Origin of the sequence: Enterococcus sp. 6D12_DIV0197 (assembly GCF_002174385.1) — a bacterium.
Taxonomy (GTDB): Bacteria; Bacillota; Bacilli; order Lactobacillales; family Enterococcaceae; genus Enterococcus_D; species Enterococcus_D casseliflavus.
The window spans coordinates 1,732,576-1,751,180 of sequence record NZ_NIBN01000001.1; the positions used below are offsets into that span (position 1 = coordinate 1,732,576).

The 18,605-nt window shown below is 41.6% G+C and carries 20 protein-coding genes; 19 read left to right on the top strand and 1 reads right to left on the bottom strand.

Annotated elements, in window-relative coordinates:
* On the bottom strand, nucleotides 1-584 hold a 584-nt coding region (locus A5867_RS07920), incomplete at its 3' end, for a helix-turn-helix domain-containing protein (RefSeq protein ID WP_140397106.1).
* A 186-nt stretch (nucleotides 585-770) separates the two neighbouring features.
* Between A5867_RS07920 and A5867_RS07925 the strand changes: the two genes are divergently transcribed.
* The 19 genes from A5867_RS07925 to pstA all read left to right on the top strand — a co-directional run bounded on the left by A5867_RS07925 (nucleotide 771) and on the right by pstA (nucleotide 18,604).
* Entirely contained in the window at nucleotides 771-1,094 is a 324-nt protein-coding gene (locus tag A5867_RS07925) for a PTS sugar transporter subunit IIB (RefSeq protein ID WP_087627318.1), read from the top strand.
* 58 nt (nucleotides 1,095-1,152) lie between these two features.
* Nucleotides 1,153-2,400 carry a PTS transporter subunit EIIC gene (locus A5867_RS07930; protein WP_087627319.1) on the top strand — a complete coding sequence of 416 codons (1,248 nt, stop codon included), beginning with the start codon at nucleotides 1,153-1,155 and terminating at the stop codon, nucleotides 2,398-2,400.
* A 21-nt stretch (nucleotides 2,401-2,421) separates the two neighbouring features.
* On the top strand, nucleotides 2,422-2,760 hold the full coding sequence (locus tag A5867_RS07935) for a PTS lactose/cellobiose transporter subunit IIA (RefSeq protein WP_087627320.1): 339 nt from the start codon (nucleotides 2,422-2,424) through the stop codon (nucleotides 2,758-2,760).
* Nucleotides 2,757-4,193, top strand: coding sequence for a glycoside hydrolase family 1 protein (locus A5867_RS07940; RefSeq protein WP_087627321.1), 1,437 nt, complete (start codon nucleotides 2,757-2,759; stop codon nucleotides 4,191-4,193). The genes A5867_RS07935 and A5867_RS07940 overlap by 4 nt, the downstream gene beginning before the upstream one ends.
* 25 nt (nucleotides 4,194-4,218) lie before the next feature.
* Nucleotides 4,219-5,658 (top strand): family 1 glycosylhydrolase, encoded by a 1,440-nt coding sequence (locus A5867_RS07945; RefSeq protein WP_087627322.1) that lies wholly within the window; start codon nucleotides 4,219-4,221, stop codon nucleotides 5,656-5,658.
* A 157-nt stretch (nucleotides 5,659-5,815) separates the two neighbouring features.
* Nucleotides 5,816-6,880: a Xaa-Pro peptidase family protein gene (locus tag A5867_RS07950; RefSeq protein WP_005225769.1), complete on the top strand. Its 1,065-nt coding sequence runs from the start codon at nucleotides 5,816-5,818 to the stop codon at nucleotides 6,878-6,880.
* Between the two features lie 209 nt (nucleotides 6,881-7,089).
* Entirely contained in the window at nucleotides 7,090-7,515 is a 426-nt protein-coding gene (locus tag A5867_RS07955; RefSeq protein ID WP_005225770.1) for an Asp23/Gls24 family envelope stress response protein, read from the top strand.
* Nucleotides 7,508-7,972, top strand: coding sequence for a transcription antitermination factor NusB (gene nusB / locus A5867_RS07960; RefSeq protein WP_034858046.1), 465 nt, complete (start codon nucleotides 7,508-7,510; stop codon nucleotides 7,970-7,972). The genes A5867_RS07955 and nusB overlap by 8 nt, the downstream gene beginning before the upstream one ends.
* A 293-nt stretch (nucleotides 7,973-8,265) precedes the next feature.
* Complete coding sequence (locus A5867_RS07965) at nucleotides 8,266-9,117, top strand: bifunctional methylenetetrahydrofolate dehydrogenase/methenyltetrahydrofolate cyclohydrolase (RefSeq protein ID WP_005235351.1); 852 nt, start codon at nucleotides 8,266-8,268, stop codon at nucleotides 9,115-9,117.
* A complete protein-coding gene (xseA, locus tag A5867_RS07970) occupies nucleotides 9,118-10,470 on the top strand; it encodes an exodeoxyribonuclease VII large subunit (RefSeq protein WP_087627323.1) in 1,353 nt (450 codons plus the stop codon).
* Nucleotides 10,451-10,672: an exodeoxyribonuclease VII small subunit gene (locus A5867_RS07975; RefSeq protein WP_005225774.1), complete on the top strand. Its 222-nt coding sequence runs from the start codon at nucleotides 10,451-10,453 to the stop codon at nucleotides 10,670-10,672. The genes xseA and A5867_RS07975 overlap by 20 nt, the downstream gene beginning before the upstream one ends.
* Nucleotides 10,669-11,565, top strand: a complete 897-nt coding sequence (locus A5867_RS07980; RefSeq protein WP_081116532.1) for a polyprenyl synthetase family protein — start codon at nucleotides 10,669-10,671, stop codon at nucleotides 11,563-11,565. The genes A5867_RS07975 and A5867_RS07980 overlap by 4 nt, the downstream gene beginning before the upstream one ends.
* The gene (locus A5867_RS07985; protein WP_005225776.1) at nucleotides 11,562-12,383 is read left to right on the top strand and encodes a TlyA family RNA methyltransferase; all 822 of its coding nucleotides are present in this window, start codon (nucleotides 11,562-11,564) and stop codon (nucleotides 12,381-12,383) included. Before A5867_RS07980 ends, A5867_RS07985 begins: the two co-directional genes overlap by 4 nt.
* A 97-nt stretch (nucleotides 12,384-12,480) precedes the next feature.
* Nucleotides 12,481-12,930 (top strand): arginine repressor, encoded by a 450-nt coding sequence (gene argR, locus A5867_RS07990; RefSeq protein ID WP_005225777.1) that lies wholly within the window; start codon nucleotides 12,481-12,483, stop codon nucleotides 12,928-12,930.
* Between the two features lie 15 nt (nucleotides 12,931-12,945).
* Nucleotides 12,946-14,619 (top strand): DNA repair protein RecN, encoded by a 1,674-nt coding sequence (recN, locus tag A5867_RS07995; RefSeq protein WP_016610293.1) that lies wholly within the window; start codon nucleotides 12,946-12,948, stop codon nucleotides 14,617-14,619.
* Nucleotides 14,620-14,715: 96 nt separating this feature from the next.
* A complete protein-coding gene (locus A5867_RS08000; RefSeq protein ID WP_170927520.1) occupies nucleotides 14,716-15,447 on the top strand; it encodes an alpha/beta family hydrolase in 732 nt (243 codons plus the stop codon).
* A gap of 400 nt (nucleotides 15,448-15,847) precedes the next feature.
* Complete coding sequence (locus A5867_RS08005; RefSeq protein ID WP_010748000.1) at nucleotides 15,848-16,702, top strand: phosphate ABC transporter substrate-binding protein PstS; 855 nt, start codon at nucleotides 15,848-15,850, stop codon at nucleotides 16,700-16,702.
* 97 nt (nucleotides 16,703-16,799) lie between these two features.
* Nucleotides 16,800-17,720: a phosphate ABC transporter permease subunit PstC gene (gene pstC / locus A5867_RS08010; protein WP_005225781.1), complete on the top strand. Its 921-nt coding sequence runs from the start codon at nucleotides 16,800-16,802 to the stop codon at nucleotides 17,718-17,720.
* Complete coding sequence (gene pstA, locus A5867_RS08015; RefSeq protein WP_005225782.1) at nucleotides 17,720-18,604, top strand: phosphate ABC transporter permease PstA; 885 nt, start codon at nucleotides 17,720-17,722, stop codon at nucleotides 18,602-18,604. The genes pstC and pstA overlap by 1 nt, the downstream gene beginning before the upstream one ends.
* Nucleotide 18,605 lies beyond the last annotated feature (1 nt).

Below are 18,605 nucleotides of genomic sequence, written 5' to 3' on the forward strand. Positions count from 1 at the left end.
TTTTTAAAGACATCTTTAATAATACTGTATAAAGCATCGGTATCAAAGTCAGGAAAACAATGTTTAATTTGTGTAATGTCCGTAAAACTGTTGCCTGATTCTTCGCTTATGACATAGCGAATGAGTTTTCGTTTGTCCTTTTCATCGCCAATAATCTGTAAACAATCATTGTTAGATGTAAATTTAACATTGTAGGTTTTGTACATTGTGTTCATTTTTGTCAGTAATGATTTAAGTGTCGAATAGCTGATGCAAAGTGATTCACATAAATCAAATAAATGTAGTTCAGTTGAGGAATGAAAAATTAGCTGCTTAATTATATAAAAGGATCGATCTTCATTGGATTGGGGAATCTGTTGATTAGTTTGCGCTAATAAACTTGGAATAAGCGAATGATTGCTGAGTAGATAACCGTTTCTTGAAGAGATGATAATTTTACTTTCAAAGAGTGTATTTAGTTGAGATACATAATTTTTAATTGATCTTGTTGAAATATTTAGAGCATTTGCTAACTCAATACTGGTTACAATTCGGTTTTCATTGCTGAGGTATTTCAGCAGTTCTTGCTGTTTTTCATTAATCATGATGCTCCCGTTCCTTTCTTCATTTAATTCTAACTATAGTTAGAATTGGAAAGCTGCGTCAAGCGTACTTTTGCCCCTTAATGGGAAAATGCTTAGAAGATTCCTTGCCCTTTAAAGTGAAAAAGTTCGGTTGAAGGTCGTAGTACATATTTCCTATAGTGGAGCTATCAAGAAGGAGGAATAAATATGACTAATTTAAAAATACTTCTATGTTGTGGAGCTGGAATGTCGAGCGGATTTCTTGCTAGTAACGCCCGTAAGACTGCAAAGAAAAGAAAATTATCCTTAAATGTAGAGGCAAGGAGTTATACAGAAGTGAATGATTATTTATCAGCTATTGATATTTTGATGATTGGCCCGCATTACGCAAGTGAATTATCAAAATATGAAGCATTGGCATACCCCTACAATGTTCCTGTTGTGGTAATCCCGCAAGATGTATACGCGCAGTTAAATGGAGAAAAACTTCTGGATATTGCTCTTCATAAAATCAATGAGCGCAAGAGTTGATCGTTTCTAAAAGGCAAAATATCTGTTTTTACTGAAACTAAAAAAGGAAGTTGTGAATATGAAAAAATTTATGAACTGGCTGACGAATTCGTTTGCCCCAACCATGAACACTTTTTTCTCAAAGCCTTGGCTGGCTGCTCTTTCAAGCAGTATGCAAAAAATCATTCCATTTATTTTAACCGGGTCACTTATCTATTTTTATAATGTGTTTGTATCGTTTTTTCCAGCATTACCTGATCTTTCTCCGATTTTGAATTTTAGCTTTGGACTGATTTCATTAATTGTCGCTTTCATGATGGCAAATCAGTGTATGGAGAAACTTAACCATCCGTTTTATATTACCAATGCGGGCATTACTTCAGTCTGCGTATTATTGATGGCGGTCATTCCACAAGAAGAAAATACAGATAGTTTGTCTGCCTTTCTGGGAAACTTGGGACCATCTGGAATTGCTGTTGGGATGGTTATCGGTCTTTTTGTATCGCTCGTGTTCCATTTATGGGCTAAGGTTCGTTTCATGGAAGGGAGCAGTGTACCCGACTTTGTGACTGGTTGGATAAACACCATTGTGCCGAACGTTATTGCTCTAGGAATTACAATGGTTTTGGTGAATGTTCTTCATGTGAATCTCTTTGAAGTGATATTAGCTGCTTTTCAACCAGTTGCCTCAATAGGACAAACCTTACCTGGGTTTATATTAATCTGTTTTGTTCCGGCATTCTTCTATACGATGGGGATTTCAAGTTGGCTTTTTGGTGCAGTTACCACACCAATTTTTCTAGCAGGTATCCAAGAAAACATCGAGGCTGCTGCTGCAGGAGGAGTGGCTCAAAATATTGCAACAAGTGAAGCGGTTTTTACGCTAGCGTTTATCACAATGGGTGGTATGTGTGCAACATTAGGTCTGAATATCTTGATGTGCTTCTCAAAATCCAAGCAGCTGAGAACTTTAGGTCGTGTCTTTCTTGCCCCGTCAATTTTCAATATTAACGAACCAGTTATGTTTGGGGCCCCAGTGGTATTCAATCCGCTGTTGATGCTTCCAGCTTGGATAAACTCTATTGTCGGAGCGTTGTATGTTTGGTTTCTGATGAGCACTGGCTTACTCAACATCCCTTCTAAAATGATCCAAGTCGGACAAGTGCCTGCGCCGATCTCAAGTGTGATGGTAACAGAAGATTTACGAGCTGTGTTGTGGTGGGTACTTTTATTTATTTTATATTTGGTTATCTGGTATCCATTTTTTAAAGCTTATGAAAAAGAAAAGCTCTTAGAAGAATCACAAGCAGTAGAACTAGAAATTTAGGGATTGGAGACGAGCAAGTTTATGGAAGAGCAAAACGAAAATGAACTAATACCAATAGCTATGCAAATCATTATTCATGCCGGAGATGCTAGAAATCTATTAGTTGATGCAATGAAAATGGCAAAAATATTTGATTTTTCTGCTGCAGAAAAAAAACTTTTTGAAGCAGAAAAAAAAATCGTGTTAGCACATAAAGCACAAACAGAAGTTATTCAAAAAGAAGCCAACGGACACTATTATGAGATATTTTTATTGTTTGTTCATGCACAGGACACCTTAATGACAATAAATTCCGAAGTTAAGATGACAAAAGAGATGATTGATATTTTGAGAATAGTTGAAAGAGGGCAAAAAGAATGAAACAATTTCCAAAAAATTTTTTATGGGGCGCAGCCACGAGTGCTTATCAAGTGGAAGGCGCGGCATTGTTAGATGGCAAAAAAGCATCTCAGCAAGATGTGATCAATGAAAAAAGCTTTGAAGAAAAGGGGTTTGCTTCTGCAGAGATCGCGAGTGATCATTATCATCATTACAAAGAAGATGTTGCATTGATGGCAGAAATGGGGTTTTCAACCTACCGATTTTCAATTTCTTGGTCTCGAGTTTTTCCTGATGGTGTTGGCGAAGTAAACGAAAAAGGAATTGAGTTTTATCGAAAATTGATTGATGAGCTTTTAACTTATGGAATAGAACCAATCGTTACACTGTATCACTATGATTTACCATGGGCTCTTGTCGAAAAGTATCAGGGGTGGCTGGATAGACGAATTGTTACAGATTTTGAATATTATGCGAAGTTTGTTATCAACGAGTTTAAAGATAAAGTTAAGTATTGGACGACTATTAATGAACAGAGCATTATCGTCCAGTATTGGACACAAAAATGCTATATCCCGAAAGAGCTTCAGTCACAAAATCAGTTGCGTTATCAAATCAACCATCATATGAACCTTGCACATGCGACGGCCTGTAAATTGGTGCATGAATTAGTGCCCGACGGATTAGTAGGAGCTGCTTTGGGGTATGCACCGATTTATCCTCTTACATCTAAACCAGAAGACGTATTGGCTGCTTTAAATGCCCATGACTTAAGAAATGCTTTCTACTTAGATATTTATTTCAAAGGTATTTATACAGAGTCGGCAATGACCTATCTCCAAGAAAATCACTTGGCACCAATTGTTGAGCCAGGGGATATGGACTTAATTAGAGAAGGATATTCAGATTTTCTTGCATTAAACTATTATGCAAGTGAATGTGCAAAAGCTTGCCCTAAGGAGTCAGGGAAAGCAATACGATACAGTGGCGTTAATCTTTCTGGAAAAAAAGGCGAGATTTCTGGTTTTGAAACACATCCTGGTTTTTACGAAATGTGTAAAAATCCCCATCTTGATACAACTGATTGGGATTGGGCGATTGATCCAATTGGATTAGAATATGCGTTCAGAGATATTTATACTCGTTATAATAAGCCCTTGATGATTACAGAAAATGGCTTAGGAGCATTCGATGAACTTACTCCAGAAGGAAAAGTACATGATGAGTACCGCATCTCCTATTTAAGAGACCATATTAAAGCGATAAAGAGAGCAATGGAAAAAGGGGTTGAGGTCTGGGCTTACTGCCCTTGGTCAGCGTTGGATTTACTGTCCACAAGTAACGGAGTCAAAAAACGTTACGGTTTTATCTATGTTGATCGGACTGATGATGATCCGAAAGATTGCGCTCGTATCAAGAAAGACTCTTTTTATTGGTATCAAAAGGTTATCCAGTCTAATGGAGAAAATTTATGATTGTGAATCATTTAGGAGGAGAAGAATGACAAAAAAAAGTTTTCCAAAAAATTTTTTATGGGGCGGAGCAGTTGCAGCTTGTCAAATTGAAGGTGCTTTTGACAAAGATGGTCGCGGTTTATCAACTTCTGATATTCATGCGTTTGATCCTGAATTAAATAGAAGCAACATAAAAAAAGAAGGCGGAGGGACATTAGCTGAGATAAAGTTTGCTACAACAGATTGTACCAACTATTACCCTAAACGGTTCGGAATTGATTTTTACCACACGTATAAAAAAGATCTTGCCTTGTTGAAAGAGCTGGGATTAAAAGCATTTCGAACAAGTATCTCTTGGTCAAGAATTTTCCCTAATGGCGATGAAATGCGGCCAAATGAAGCTGGGTTAGAATTTTATGATGATCTGATAGCTGAAATTATCAGTTGCGGTATGGAACCAATTATAACAATGAGCCATTACGATATGCCGCTTCATCTGGTGACAGAATATGGTGGTTTTGCAAATCGTAAAGTAATTGATTTTTTCGTACGCTACGCAAAAGTATTACTAAGTCGATACAAAGGAAAAGTTAAATATTGGATTATCTGTAATCAAATCAATTTGGTACCAACCGTTCAGTTTGGTAGTTTAGGTATTTATGATGACCAATCTGATAATATGGAACAACTGATGTATCAGGCGGTACATCATCAATTTGTAGCTGGAGCCAAAGTTATCGAATTAGGGCGAGAAATTGATCCAGATGCTAAACTAGGAACAATGGTCGCAGATGCAACATTTTATCCGGCTAGCTGCAAACCAGAGGATATAGTCTTAACGATGAAAAAAAACCGTATGCAGTACTATTTTACTGATGTCCAATTGCGAGGAACATATCCAGAATTTGCGTTGCGCTATTTTAAAGATCAAGGGCTTTCTATCGAGATGCATCCGGCAGATCTGCCATTACTAAAAGAGAATACGATGGATTTTCTAGCGATTTCTTACTATTATTCACGTATCGTCGACGCATCCAAAAATACGATGGCACCATTTGACGGTGAACAAAATCCATATTTGAAGCCCACTGCATGGGAATGGCGAGCAGATCCTTTAGGTTTTTACAATTGCTTATCTCAATACTGGGACCGCTATCAAGTTCCTCTCATGATTGCCGAAAACGGCTTAGGTGCAATCGATACAATCGAACAAGACGGAACCATTCGAGATCAATATCGTATTGAGTATTTGAAACAACATATTGTACAACTAAAAGAATGTATCAAGGACGGTGTTGATATTCTTGCTTATTTGAGCTGGGGCCCTATAGATTTAGTCAGCTCTTCCACTGCAGAAATGAGCAAACGTTATGGGTATATTTATGTTGATTTAGATGATTATGGTAAAGGAACCAGGGAACGCATCAAAAAGAGCTCCTTTTATTGGTATCAAAAAGTAATTGAAAGCAATGGAGAAGAATTGTAGAGCAAAGACCGTCTAGTTTTCTAGATGGTCTTTTTGATAACTTGAGGTCCCAAGTTTCTGAAGGTTCATTTTTTAGAAAACTTTTCGCTTGCTTTCCGCTTTTTCTGGAAGTTTGTTATAATACTATCGTATAGAACAAGAAAGTAGGGAACGATACATGTTAAGAGTTGAAAAATTACGTGAAGCAATGAGAAAAGATTCGATTGATGGGTTCTTGATCACCAGCCCATACAATTTGCGTTACTTGACAAACTTTACTGGGACAACTGGTTTAGCAGTCATTACGTTGGACAAAGCTTTTTTTGTAACAGATTTCCGCTATACAGAGCAAGCAGCTGCCCAAGCTCAAGGATTTGAGATCGTAAAAAATAGCGGACCGATTTTTGAAGAAGTTGCAACTATCTGCCAAAAGGAAGAAATCAATGTCTTAGCATTTGAAGAAAGTTTCGTCAGCTTTGCTGAATACTCCGTCTTAGAAGACTTGATCGAGGAATCATCCCTTGCCCCTGTATCGGGGATGATCGAGGCTTTGCGGGAAGTCAAAGATGAGGAAGAGATCGCATTGATCCAACAAGCCTGTCATATCGCCGATCAAGGATTCGAACATATTTTGAAAATGGTCCGCCCAGGAATGACAGAAATCGAAGTGGCGAATCAGTTAGATTTCTTTATGCGTTCATTAGGTGCCACAAGCGTATCTTTTGAAACGATCGTTGCTAGTGGGCTGCGTTCAGCAATGCCCCATGGGGTTGCGAGTGAAAAAGTGATTGAACAAGGCGATCTGATCACGTTAGACTTTGGCTGTTACTATCAAGGCTATGTGTCTGATATGACTAGAACCTTTGCAGTAGGAGATCCTGGCGATAAATTGAAGGAAATCTATCAAATCGTACTTGAAGCGCAAGAAAAAGTCTTGGCCGCAGCAAAACCTGGAATGACCGGAATTGAACTAGATGCGATCGCTCGGGATCACATTGCTTCCTTTGGCTACGGAGATGCCTTTGGTCATTCAACAGGTCATGGGATTGGTTTAGAGATCCACGAAGGACCAAATGTATCCTTCCGCGCTGATAAAGCATTTGTTGTCGGAAACGTCATTACAGATGAACCAGGAATCTATCTTCCAGGAATTGGCGGCGTTCGTATCGAAGATGATCTTTTGATCACCGAAACTGGCAATAAAGTGTTGACACATTCACCGAAAGAATTGATCATTCTCTGATTCATCGACCTTGTTTTTCAGAAAATTCATTGAGAATAGTGGGTTATTATAGATTCTCAGTGCAGAAAATGATAAACTTAGAGCGAGAAGAAACACTGTGCCATGGATGTTATTGATTGAATCAAGCGTTGGTTTGCTTCAAACGGAAAAAACGAGCGGTTTTTTTACAAACAATACGGTACAGCTGTTTAGAATGGAGGCAAAAACGTATGAATGAAGATAAAAACCTTGTATTAAATGCAAGTCCTGAATTAGGCGAGATCGTCATCGCACCAGAAGTGATCGAGATCATTATTGGGATCGCTGCTTCTAAAGTGGAAGGTGTCTATGGGATGCGAGGAACACTGGCAAACAGTGTCACTGAATTATTAGGTCGCGCAGCTCATGGCAAAGGGGTCTACTTAACGATCGATGAAACAGGGATCAAAGTGGACATCTATTGCTATATCACTTATGGGATGTCAGTGCCTAAAGTGGCAATGGAGATCCAAGAACGGGTCAAGCAGCAAGTCTTATTTATGACAGATGTACAACTGGCTGAAGTAAATGTTCATGTTGTGGCAGTCGTGCCAGAAAAAGTAGATTTACCAGACATCGAAGAATTATTTGGAAACGATGAGGAAGAAAATGAGTAAAGAATTATCACGGCATGAAATACGGAAAATGGCGTTACAAGCTTTATTTCCACTAGACTTTAATAAAGATTTAACGAAACAAGATGCCATCATGCATGCCATCGAGTTGGAACACCATGAATTGATCGATGAAGAACAAGAGCATTTTGTGCCTGTTTATTTAGATCAATTAGTGGCAGGTGTCTGTCATTACAAAGAAGCCTTGGATGAAGTCATTCAAAATCATTTAAAAGCTGGTTGGAAAATCCAGCGTTTATCAAAAATGGACGTGACGATATTACGAATTGCTTTGTATGAAATGATCTATGTGGATAATGTGCCGAATCGTGTGGCTTTGAATGAAGCGATCGAGTTAGCGAAAACTTTTAGTGATGATCAGTCCAGAAAGTTTGTCAACGGTATTTTATCGACAGTCAATCAAGAGCTAGAAACAAAAACCAACCAGGTAAGTGAGTAATTTTCAGCCCTAACACGATCGATCAAAAGAGATCAGCTTTTTTTCGATCGAGTCAGAAACCGAACGATTTATGAGCAACCGCCTTGTTTTGACGGTCCTGCTTGATCGTTCGGTTTTTTTGCACGCACTTTGTCGGTTTACCCTCGTTTTTTCCGAAAAAAGGGAGCCTTAGACGGTGTTTTTCTTTTCAGAAAATGCTATGATAGAAAACATGAAGAAGCATATCGACAAACGATTGGTGCGTTTCTTTTTACAAAATAAGTCCGTATAATCAGGTTGGAGGAGTTGTCAGAATGGGTACATTAATCAATGGAAAAGAATTGGCTGAAAAAATGCAAGCAGCGTTTCTTTCAGAGACAGCAACACTAAAAGAGCAGGGTGTGACACCGGGATTAGTTGTTTTGCTTGTTGGAGAAGACAAAGCAAGTCAGACTTATGTGAAAAATAAAGAACTAGCTGCGGCGAAAATCGGCATCAATTCCCGTGTTGCCCGCTACCCTGAATCCATTACTGAGGCAGAATTATTAGCAGAAATCGAACAGTTCAATAACGATGATGCCTTTCATGGAATTTTGGTTCAACTTCCTTTGCCAAAACATATCAATGAAGAAAAAGTACTGTTAGCCATCAAACCAGAAAAAGATGTCGACGGCTTTCATCCAATCAATTTAGGAAAATTATTCGCAGGTGTACCTGACCGAATTCCTTGTACCCCTTATGGCATTATGAAAATGTTTGCTGCGTATGGGATCGAATTGGAAGGGAAAAATGCCTTAGTGATCGGTCGCAGCAACATTGTCGGAAAACCAATGGCGCACTTGCTCTTAGGGGCAAATGCCACCGTGACTATTGCTCATTCAAAAACCAAAAATCTGCCCGAGTTGGCAAAACAAGCGGACATTTTAGTCGTGGCGATCGGCCGCGGTCATTTTGTCACAAAAGACTTCGTAAAAGAAGGGGCTGTGGTGATTGATGTTGGGATGAATCGTGATGCCAACGGCAAGTTGATCGGCGATGTGAAATTTGATGAAGTCGAACCGATCGCTAGCTATATCACACCGGTACCTAGAGGTGTAGGTCCAATGACGATCACGATGTTGATGGCCCAAACGATCGAGGCAGCAAAGGAGACAATGAAAAACTAAATGGCGCAAGAATATTTAACGGTAACCGCATTAACAAAATATATCAAGCGTAAGTTTGACGTCGATCCGTATCTAGAGCGGGTTTATTTGACGGGGGAGATCTCCAATTTTCGTCGTCGCCCCAATCACCAATACTTTAGTTTGAAGGATGATGGTGCAAAAATTTCGACCGTCATGTTCAAAGGCGCTTTTGACAAGTTGCGCTTTCAACCAGAAGAGGGCATGAAAGTCATGGCGGTTGGGCGTATCACTCTGTATGAGGCAAGCGGAAATTACCAGATGGTGATCGAACATATGGAACCAGACGGTGTCGGCGCTCTTTATCAAGCCTATGAACAATTAAAGCAGAAATTGGCAGCAGAAGGTTTATTTTCTGCACCGAAGCAGTCCTTGCCGAAATACCCGAAACGCATCGCAGTTTTGACCAGTCCTAGTGGGGCGGTGATCAGAGATATCATCACGACGACACAGCGGCGTTACCCCATTGCTCAGATCGTTTTGTATCCAACCGTGGTACAAGGCAATAAAGCTGCGGATGATGTGGTGAAAAATATCCAACGAGTCGAAGCCGATGGGTCCTTTGATACTATGATCATCGGACGTGGGGGTGGATCGATCGAGGACCTCTGGCCTTTCAATGAAGAACGAGTGGCAAGAGCCATTTTTGATGCAAAAACCCCCATTATTTCTTCAGTGGGGCATGAAACCGATACGACGATTGCCGATTTAGTGGCGGATGTACGGGCGGCAACTCCGACCGCCGCTGCCGAATTAGCGGTGCCAGTGCTGTCGGAGGAGATTTTGCGGATCGAAGAAAGACAAGCCCGATTAGAGCAAGCATTTATGCACCAGATCCAGTACAAACAAGAACGCTATCAGCGAGTGATTGGATCGTATGTTTTTCGACAACCAGAGCGCTTGTATGAGGCACAGTCCATCAAACTCGATCAGTTGCAGCAGCGGATGCAGCAAGGCTTGCAAACCTTGCTTTATGACAAGGATCGCCAGGCACAGCAATTGATTTCACGGTTGGCCCAACAACAACCAAAAGCGCGATTACAAGCCAGCAATCAAGAGGTCAGCTATCTTTCTCAACGCTTAACGAAAGCCATGAAAGATATTTATGCGGCAAAAGAAAATCAATTTGCAAATGCAGTCCAATCCCTTGATTTGTTAAGCCCACTAAAAATCATGGGACGCGGCTACAGCTATACCACGAAAAATGAGCAGGTGATCAAATCGATTGATGCGATCGAGCCAGAAGATCAGCTGACGATCCATTACCAAGATGGCCAAGCGCTTGTCGAAGTTATTAGTACAGAAGGAGTTAATCATGGCAAATCCAACATTTGAAGAATCATTACAAGAATTAGAACAAATCGTAACCCGTTTGGAACAAGGTGATGTTCCATTGGAAGAAGCGTTAGATGCTTTTCAAAAAGGCATGGTTTTGAGCAAGCAATGCAAGGACACCTTGAGTAAAGCGGAAAAATCCTTAACAAAAATGATGACTGAATCCAATGAAGAAGTCCCCTTTGAAGAGGAAAGCCAATGAGTGCTTTGAAGGAATTTACGAAAGAACACGCCCCATTGATCGAAGAAGTTATGGAACGTTTTGTCAAAGAACACACTTCTGATCAACGACTATTTGAAAGCATGCAGTATTCGATCCAAGCTGGCGGCAAACGCATTCGCCCGCTTTTATTGGCAGCAACAGTCGCCGCTTTTCACAAACCCATCAATACCGCGGTGTACCAGTGTGCAGCAGCCCTAGAAATGGTGCATACGTATTCGCTGATCCATGATGATCTGCCAGCAATGGACAACGATGATCTGCGTCGAGGCAAACCCACCAACCATAAGGTTTTTGGTGAAGCTTTAGCGATTTTAGCTGGAGATGGTCTTTTGACGGCTGCGTTTCAATTAGTCGCTATGGCGGAAATCGAAGCCAATCAAAAAGTCTTGCTGCTGCAGCAGTTGAGTAAAGCAGCGGGCACGCAAGGGATGGTTGCCGGCCAAGCAGCTGATATTCAAGGGGAGAACCAAGCGCTTCGTCTTGAGGAGCTGATGTCAATCCATGAACGAAAGACTGGAGAATTGATCCGCTTTGCGGTGATTGCTGGTGGTGTCTTAGCCGACCAGACGGAAGAGGTTCTGCATGAATTGGATCGCTTTGCCCAGCATATTGGGTTAGCCTTTCAAATTCGCGACGATCTGTTAGATGCCACTAGTACAACCGAAGAACTAGGCAAAGTTGTCCGCCGAGATGACGAGTTGGCGAAAAGTACCTATCCTGCTTTACTTGGCTTAGCAGGCGCGCAGCAAGCCTTGACTGAAGAATTGGGCAAAGCCAAAGAAATTCTGGCACAATTAAGCCAATACGGTCAATTTACGCAGGATGTTTTATTGGCATTTGTGGAACGATTTGAGATTCGAGGGAACGCATGAAGAAAGAACGAGTAGATGTTTTAGCTGTCCAGCAAGGCCTCTTTGAGACACGCGAGCAAGCCAAACGAGGAGTGATGGCTGGATTGGTGTACAAAGAAAAAAACAATGAGCGCTTAGATAAGCCTGGAGAAAAAATTGCCGCAGATACACTGCTGCAGATCAAAGGGAAGAAGCTGCCTTATGTTTCTCGTGGTGGTCTCAAGTTAGAAAAAGCACTCAAAGTTTTTGATTTTGACGTAACCGATAAAATCATGTTAGATATCGGCGCTTCCACCGGTGGCTTTACTGATGCGGCGCTGCAAAATGGCGCCAAAAAAAGCTATGCACTGGATGTCGGTTACAATCAGTTGGCATGGAAGCTGCGGCAAGATGAGCGAGTGATCGTAATGGAACGGGTCAACTTCCGTTATGCAAAACCAACAGACTTCCTGGATGGTCTTCCTGAAGCTGCTACGATCGATGTTTCTTTTATTTCACTTAAACTGATCTTACCTCCCCTTTATGATATTTTGGTAGCGGATGGCGAAGTGATGGCGCTGATCAAACCACAATTTGAAGCGGGCAAAGAAGCGGTCGGAAAAAATGGGATCGTTCGTGACCCCAAAACCCATGAACGAGTGTTGGAGGAAGTACTGGCATTCGCTAAGAAAACAAAATTCGATGTATTAAACCTAAGTTTTTCACCAATCACTGGTGGCGAAGGGAATATCGAGTTTATCGTACATTTAAAGAAAAGCCTGCAAGAAGGCACCGCAGCAGGGATCGACATCCCGAAAGTTGTTGCATCAGCACATGAGACCTTTCATCAACCAAAATAAAGAATGGAAGAGAGTGGACATTTTACTTGTCGGCTCTCTTTCTTTCTTGCGCAAAATAGGATAAAATTAGTAGGAATTCATTCAGGAGGAACAAGAGATGAGAAAAAAAGAACGGCATCGCTTGATTACACGATTGTTAAGTGAACAAGATATTCAGAAACAAGAAGATTTTGTCGAGTTGTTAAAAGATCGCGGCGTCTCAGTCACACAAGCAACCATATCAAGGGATATCAAGGAATTGAAGTTAGTGAAAGTTCCTTCCCAAAAAGGCGGCTATCGCTATAGTATTCCACAAGAGACAACGGAAGACGTGAGTGGTAAACTAGATAAAATCCTAAAAACGGCGTTTGTTTCTGTCGATCGAATGGACAAATTTGTGATCCTGCGCACACTGCCTGGCAATGCTTCGGCTTTGGCGAATTTGATTGATAAGCGTTATGCCAAAGAATTATTTGGCACGCTAAACGATGATGACAACGTCTTGATGATCACTAGAACAGAAGCAGATACCGAGAACCTATTCAAGGATTTCCAACGTTACGTATAAAAGAGGAGGCAAGGGATGCTTTTAGAATTGTCGATCCAAAATTTTGCGATTATCTCCAACTTGCACCTGTCTTTTCATGAGGGGATGACGGCTCTAACAGGTGAAACAGGTGCTGGGAAATCAATCATTATCGATGCGATGGGCTTACTAGCAGGTGGCAGAGGATCCAGTGACTATTTGCGTCAAGGCGCAGAAAAATGTCGTTTGGAAGGGATTTTTGAATGGCCGAATCAGCAGGAGTTCAAAGAGCTGACCGCAGATCTGGGTATTGATGAAGAGGAAGTTCTGATCGTACAACGGGATATCTCTCAATCGGGTAAAACTATTTGTCGTGTAAATGGTCGAACCGTTACCTTGTCGGTTTTGCGCCAAATTGGCTTGTTTTTAGTTGATATCCAAGGACAAAATGAGCATCAAGAGCTGCTGCAGCCAGAAAAACATTTGGCGTTGATGGATGGTTTTGGAGATGATGCCTTTAAAGCAGAACTTGCAAGTTACCGTCAAGCCTATCAAGCCTATCGCTCCTTAGAAAAACATGTGCGGACCATTCAAGAAAATGAGCAGCTCTATGTGCAGCGAATGGACATGCTGCGTTTTCAACAAGAAGAGATCGCCCAAGCGGAATTGATGGAAAATGAAGAAGAGCAGCTGATCGATGAACGAGAAAAACTGACCAATTATCAAAAAATCGTGGATGCTCTAGGGCAAAGCTATGGCGCTCTATCTGCCGAAGAAGTTAATAGCCTAGATGGAGTCAGTGTGGCATTATCAGAGATCCAGTCGATCGCCCATCTTGATCCTGCGTATGAAAAAATCAGTGAAGCGATCCAAAGTGCGTACTACCTGCTACAGGATGCAGCCACTGATATTTCTCGTCAAGTCGACAACCTTGAATTAGATGAAGGTCGTCTAGAAGAAGTCATTTCACGACTAGAAACGATTCGTCAATTGAAGCGCAAATACGGGGAGTCAATTCCTGTGATTCTTGCTTATTATGATGAGATCAGTAAAGAAATCAGCGAGTCTGCCTATACAGAAGGTCAGTTGGAGCAATTAGAAGAAGAGCTTGCCCAAAAAGCTGAAGCAGTTTGGCAGCTGGCGGAAGCCTTGCACGTCAAACGACGTGAATTGGCTCATCGTTTAGAAAAAGAAATCGTTCAAGAGTTAAAAGAGCTGTATATGGAGCACGCGCAATTTGAAGTACGGTTTGCATCTGGTTCAAAACAATTAAGCAGCAGCGGCTTTGATACCGTGGAGTTTTATTTGACCACCAACCCCGGTGAAGGCATGAAACCGTTAGTGCGAGTTGCTTCTGGAGGAGAGCTTTCCCGGATCTTATTAGCGCTTAAATCGATTTTCTCCCGCAAGCAAGGAATCACTAGTATTGTCTTTGACGAGGTGGATACTGGGGTCAGTGGCCGAGTAGCTCAGGCGATCGCCGAAAAAATCGCCAAGATCGCTGCGAATTCGCAAGTCTTGTGTATCACCCACTTGCCGCAAGTAGCGGCTGTGGCGGACAATCAATATTTTATCGAAAAAGCAATTCAAGAAGGTCGGACAGAAACCCATGTCCGTAAATTATCAGAAGAAGAACGAGTGGCTGAGATCGCCCGTATGCTCTCAGGTGCAGAAATCACCGATTTAACGATCGAACATGCACGAGAACTATTGGCGCTGGCTCACCGATAAAAATTGGAAACACTTATAGAAAGATTCAGGAGATGATGGACCCGCAACTTTCGTCTGCCATCCTTTCCTGATCTTCTTTTTTTGCAGGAGGATATGATGAGAAAAAGAACAAAAGTTTTGATTGGTGTATTGATCACCGTTGTTATTTTAACTATTGCCGGTTGGGTCGGTTGGCAACAATTGCATTACCCAGCAGTGGATGCTGCAGTTGCAGCAGCGAAAGAGGCAGATGATGAGGGAAATGTCCTCTATTTTGCTGGAGATGAAGAAAAGCCTTTGGTTATTTTCTATCCTGGTGCGCTTGTCGATGCCGAAAGCTATAGTGTATGGGCAGCAGGTTTAGCGGAAAAAGGCTATCCTGTCGCGATCGTTAAAATGCCCTTTAACATGGCTGTTTTAGCAGGCAATCGAGCAGAAGAGGTCTTGAAAGAAATTCCCCATAGCTCCTATGTCATTGGTGGTCATTCATTAGGTGGCGTCATGGCCAGCCGTTTTGCAGCGAATCAGTTGACTGAAAACGACAACGAGTTAAAAGGCGTCTTTTTCTTTGCTAGTTACCCAGATGAAAAAGGATCCTTAGCTGATCAATCGATTGCTGTGTTGTCACTCTCAGGCAGTCAAGACCAAGTAGTGAATCAAGAAAATTGGCAAGCTGCCCGCAGCCTCCTTCCAGAAACTACGACGTTCCAAACGATCGAAGGCGGCAATCATGCTGGCTTTGGTACCTATGGGTTACAAAAAGGAGAAGCAGCAGCGGATCTACCAAATGAAGCACAGCAAGAAGCCATCATTGAGCAGATGGCGACATGGTTAAGTGAATTAGAATAAAAAAAGACGGCAGAAGATGCATAGGAATGCTTCTTTCTGCCGTTTCGATTCAACAGACATTTTGGGGAAATGTTGATGAAATCGTGAAAACGCTGAACATAACAACATATTGTACTTGATTGGGGAAGCAAGATTAATAATTATGTTCTTTTTAAAATACGTTTCCTCTCACAGTATAGCACAGCATACCTTCTGGATGCACGTAATTTAATTAAGAAATCTTGTCATTTTATTTACAAAATAGTTATTTTGTAAAAGAAAAAAAGCGTTTTAAATAAAGGGGCAGACTCAACTCAAGAAAAAAAAGCAAATAATAATTTTCATTGATTTCAACTAATGGTAAAATGAAAATAATTGATTTTTATAATCAATGACTTTCGAAAGTACAAGGAGCGTTATGATGAAAAAATTAAAACTTCTAAGTCCTATCATCGGATTGGTTATTTTACTCTCAGGATGTGCAAGCTGGGCAGATCGAGGAGAATCGATCACAGCAGTCGGGTCTTCTGCCTTGCAGCCACTCGTAGAAACCGTTGCGGAAGAATTTCAAAACTCAAATCCTGGGCGATTTATCAATGTCCAAGGAGGCGGGAGCGGCACTGGGTTAAGTCAAGTCCAAGCAGGCGCAGTCGATATTGGGAATTCTGATTTGTTTGCAGAAGAAAAGCCAGGGATCGATGCGGATGCACTCGTTGACCACCGAGTGGCAACGGTGGGTATCACACCGATCGTCAACAAAGGCGTCGGGATCACGGATATTTCAACAGAGGACTTAAAAAATATCTTCTTAGGAAATATTACAAATTGGCGTGAAGTTGGCGGAAATGATCTGCCCATCGTTTTGTTGAATCGGGCGACTGGAAGCGGCACGAGAAGTACGTTTGAAAAATGGATCATGGATGGTGAAACAGCGATTCCTTCCCAAGAGCAAGATTCTAGTGGGATGGTCCGTTCGATCGTTTCAGATACACCAGGCGCCATCAGTTATGTTGCATTTTCTTATGTGACAGATGAAGTCAACGTCCTTTCCATCGATGGGGTTCAACCAACGATTGAAAATGTAACGACCAATGATTGGAAAGTTTGGGCTTACGAGCATATGTATACAAAAGGAGAACCAACGGGATTAACCGCTGAATTTCTTGAATATATGCTTTCTGATGAAGTACAAGAGCATATCGTCGGGGATCTGGGTTATATTCCAATATCCATCATGCAGGTGGAAAGAGATTGGGAAGGCAACATCGTCGAGTAATCTTTACACAAAATTTACACAAGCTTTAACAGAAATTGATGTTGAACCGATAAACTAATGGTTATGAGTTTAGTTTGATTTTTGAGGAGGAACCCTCGTGGAAAATGTAAAAGAAGTGTTAACAAAAAAATCCAAGCGCGCAAGAATGGAACAAAGAGGAAAGCTGGTTAGCTTTCTATGTATTGCGTTGATTGTATTGGTTGTGATCTCCATTTTTTATTTCGTTGCTAGCCGTGGATTAGCGACATTCTTTGTAGACAAAGTCAATGTTTTCGACTTTTTGTTTGGTACGCAATGGAATCCAAGTGCTGTTGGTCCTGATGGCCAACCATTAGTAGGTGCTTTACCGATGATCCTTGGTTCGTTCTTCGTAACCTTCCTATCAGCGATCGTCGCAACACCATTTGCGATCGGTGCAGCAGTCTTTATGGTGGAGATCTCCCCTCGTAACGGAGAGAAGATTTTACAGCCCGTCATCGAACTATTAGTCGGTATTCCTTCTGTAGTTTATGGTTTTATCGGTTTGTCTGTCATTGTACCAGCAGTCCGTTCTGTTTTTGGCGGTACAGGGTTTGGGATCTTGGCGGGGACCTTTGTCCTATTTATCATGATTTTGCCGACAGTGACTACGATGACTGTCGATGCGTTACGGGCAGTCCCTCGGCACTACCGTGAGGCATCCTTAGCTTTAGGTGCAACACGCTGGCAAACGATCTATAAAGTTGTTTTACGAGCAGCTGTCCCTGGGATTTTAACGGCAGTTGTTTTCGGAATGGCTCGCGCATTTGGGGAAGCATTGGCGATCCAAATGGTTATCGGTAATGCGGCATTGATGCCGACGAGCTTAGTGACACCTGCATCAACATTGACATCGATCTTAACCATGGGTATTGGGAATACGATCATGGGAACAGTCCAAAACAACGTTCTATGGTCATTAGCCTTGATTCTCTTATTGATGTCCTTACTATTTAACATTGTCATTCGCTTTATTGGGAAGAAAGGAGCATTGAAATAATGAATGCAAAACGTTCAGATAAAATTGCTACCGGCGTCTTGTATGCTGTTGCTGGAGTCATTGTTTTGATTTTGGCTTCCTTACTATTGTACATTTTGGTACGTGGTATTCCCCATATCAATTGGGAGTTTCTGACTTCTTCTTCAAAAGCGTATCAAGAAGGTGGCGGGATCGGCATCCAATTGTTCAATTCCCTATACTTGCTTTTAGTGACAATGATCATTAGTTTTCCGATTTCTTTAGGAGCGGGGATCTACTTATCAGAATATGCGAAGAAAAACTGGTTGACGGATATCATTCGGACATCGATCGAAATCTTGAGTTCACTGCCTTCTGTGGTTGTCGGTCTTTTTGGTTTCTTGGTCTTTGTTATCCAGTTTGGTTATGGCTTTTCGATCATTTCTGGTGCCTTGGCATTGACTTTCTTCAATTTGCCACTATTGACTAGAAATGTGGAAGAATCTCTACAAGCGATTCATTATACGCAGCGTGAAGCGGGCTTGTCTTTAGGCTTATCCCGTTGGGAAACTGTCACACGCATCATTGTTCCAGAAGCAACACCAGGGATTTTGACTGGGGTCATTCTAAGTTCTGGTCGGATTTTTGGTGAAGCGGCAGCGCTGATCTACACTGCAGGACAAAGTGCACCGGCCCTTGATTTTACAAACTGGAATCCATTGAGTGTTTCCAGCCCGATCGGTCTTTTCCGACAAGCGGAGACGCTGGCAGTCCATATTTGGAAAATCAATACAGAAGGTACGATGCCTGATGGCGCTCAAGTTTCAGCCGGGGCTTCGGCGGTATTGATCATTGCCGTCTTGCTATTTAACTTTGGCGCCCGTGCAGCTGGCAAACGGTTGTACAAGAAAATGACGTCAGCATAAG

What these genes read in the sequence shown, in the direction of transcription:
- nusB (WP_034858046.1), top strand. Translation starts at nt 7,508, where the DNA reads ATGAGTAAAGAATTATCACGGCATGAAATACGGAAAATGGCGTTACAA.
- pstA (WP_005225782.1), top strand. Translation starts at nt 17,720, where the DNA reads ATGAATGCAAAACGTTCAGATAAAATTGCTACCGGCGTCTTGTATGCT.
- A5867_RS08005 (WP_010748000.1), top strand. Translation starts at nt 15,848, where the DNA reads ATGAAAAAATTAAAACTTCTAAGTCCTATCATCGGATTGGTTATTTTA.
- A5867_RS07925 (WP_087627318.1), top strand. Translation starts at nt 771, where the DNA reads ATGACTAATTTAAAAATACTTCTATGTTGTGGAGCTGGAATGTCGAGC.
- A5867_RS07945 (WP_087627322.1), top strand. Translation starts at nt 4,219, where the DNA reads ATGACAAAAAAAAGTTTTCCAAAAAATTTTTTATGGGGCGGAGCAGTT.
- A5867_RS07950 (WP_005225769.1), top strand. Translation starts at nt 5,816, where the DNA reads ATGTTAAGAGTTGAAAAATTACGTGAAGCAATGAGAAAAGATTCGATT.
- recN (WP_016610293.1), top strand. Translation starts at nt 12,946, where the DNA reads ATGCTTTTAGAATTGTCGATCCAAAATTTTGCGATTATCTCCAACTTG.
- argR (WP_005225777.1), top strand. Translation starts at nt 12,481, where the DNA reads ATGAGAAAAAAAGAACGGCATCGCTTGATTACACGATTGTTAAGTGAA.
- A5867_RS07930 (WP_087627319.1), top strand. Translation starts at nt 1,153, where the DNA reads ATGAAAAAATTTATGAACTGGCTGACGAATTCGTTTGCCCCAACCATG.
- A5867_RS07955 (WP_005225770.1), top strand. Translation starts at nt 7,090, where the DNA reads ATGAATGAAGATAAAAACCTTGTATTAAATGCAAGTCCTGAATTAGGC.
- A5867_RS07980 (WP_081116532.1), top strand. Translation starts at nt 10,669, where the DNA reads ATGAGTGCTTTGAAGGAATTTACGAAAGAACACGCCCCATTGATCGAA.
- xseA (WP_087627323.1), top strand. Translation starts at nt 9,118, where the DNA reads ATGGCGCAAGAATATTTAACGGTAACCGCATTAACAAAATATATCAAG.
- A5867_RS07985 (WP_005225776.1), top strand. Translation starts at nt 11,562, where the DNA reads ATGAAGAAAGAACGAGTAGATGTTTTAGCTGTCCAGCAAGGCCTCTTT.
- A5867_RS07935 (WP_087627320.1), top strand. Translation starts at nt 2,422, where the DNA reads ATGGAAGAGCAAAACGAAAATGAACTAATACCAATAGCTATGCAAATC.
- A5867_RS07940 (WP_087627321.1), top strand. Translation starts at nt 2,757, where the DNA reads ATGAAACAATTTCCAAAAAATTTTTTATGGGGCGCAGCCACGAGTGCT.
- A5867_RS07965 (WP_005235351.1), top strand. Translation starts at nt 8,266, where the DNA reads ATGGGTACATTAATCAATGGAAAAGAATTGGCTGAAAAAATGCAAGCA.
- A5867_RS08000 (WP_170927520.1), top strand. Translation starts at nt 14,716, where the DNA reads ATGAGAAAAAGAACAAAAGTTTTGATTGGTGTATTGATCACCGTTGTT.
- A5867_RS07975 (WP_005225774.1), top strand. Translation starts at nt 10,451, where the DNA reads ATGGCAAATCCAACATTTGAAGAATCATTACAAGAATTAGAACAAATC.